Raw genomic sequence first — 666 nt, 5'->3', positions numbered from 1 at the left:
AGGCATTGATTGAAGAACATGGTTATTCCCTTTTCAAAATCAATAACGCTGCATAAAGTATTTATAAACCAACCTTACAGGGACTTCTGAGCAAATCATGCTCGTTGTTCCATCTTTTTTTAAGGGAGTAACCATTAATGCAAAGATGCGCCTAGATCATGAATTGCTCAGCAGTCCTGAACCTCACATCTTGAAGTGGCTTGGGTATATGTACATGAATATGCTAAAACAGCAGACATTAAAGCTAATCAAATACCTGAGATTTTACAGCAACGTTTATTGTCACTTAGAGCTTATAACAATGAGAATATAATGCTATATGCTGCTATTTTTCAAGGTGAAAAAAATTTAATTAAAGGGATTGAAGATTTTTTTGAAAATGAAAACATCTCATATCTACATATTCATAATGCTAATCAGGGATGTTTTAATTGTAGTGTAGAGCGGGTTTAAACTTAATCTAATTTGTATTTTATAGTTGAGTTTATGTTTTATACACTCCCTGAAAAAATGGGAGTGCATAAAAAGTATTTCTAAACTAAATGAGTCTACTTTTTAAGCTTGGCAAACGCATCCGCAAAGGCTTTTTATATATAGCTAAAACATGTAGTTATGCGATTAATCAATTGGTTACCTTTATTAAAAGTAACACCTCAATAACCCGTG

Annotated in this window: 2 protein-coding genes; both read left to right on the top strand. The window is 32.3% G+C overall.

Annotated features, from left to right (window positions below; genetic code table 11):
- Positions 1 to 97 precede the first annotated feature (97 nt).
- Positions 98 to 313 carry a hypothetical protein gene (locus tag CJF42_RS28945; protein WP_252097741.1) on the top strand — a complete coding sequence of 72 codons (216 nt, stop codon included), beginning with the start codon at positions 98 to 100 and terminating at the stop codon, positions 311 to 313.
- Positions 238 to 453 carry a DUF1203 domain-containing protein gene (locus tag CJF42_RS29440; protein WP_353651703.1) on the top strand — a complete coding sequence of 72 codons (216 nt, stop codon included), beginning with the start codon at positions 238 to 240 and terminating at the stop codon, positions 451 to 453. The genes CJF42_RS28945 and CJF42_RS29440 overlap by 76 nt, the downstream gene beginning before the upstream one ends.
- The last annotated feature ends 213 nt before the right edge of the window (positions 454 to 666 follow it).

Source organism: Pseudoalteromonas sp. NBT06-2 (genome assembly GCF_002276045.1).
Lineage (GTDB): Bacteria > Pseudomonadota > Gammaproteobacteria > Enterobacterales > Alteromonadaceae > Pseudoalteromonas.
Note: the sequence above shows the minus strand (reverse complement) of the source record. Positions and strands in the feature narration are given on the sequence as shown.

What these genes read in the sequence shown, in the direction of transcription:
- CJF42_RS28945 (WP_252097741.1), top strand. Translation starts at nt 98, where the DNA reads ATGCTCGTTGTTCCATCTTTTTTTAAGGGAGTAACCATTAATGCAAAG.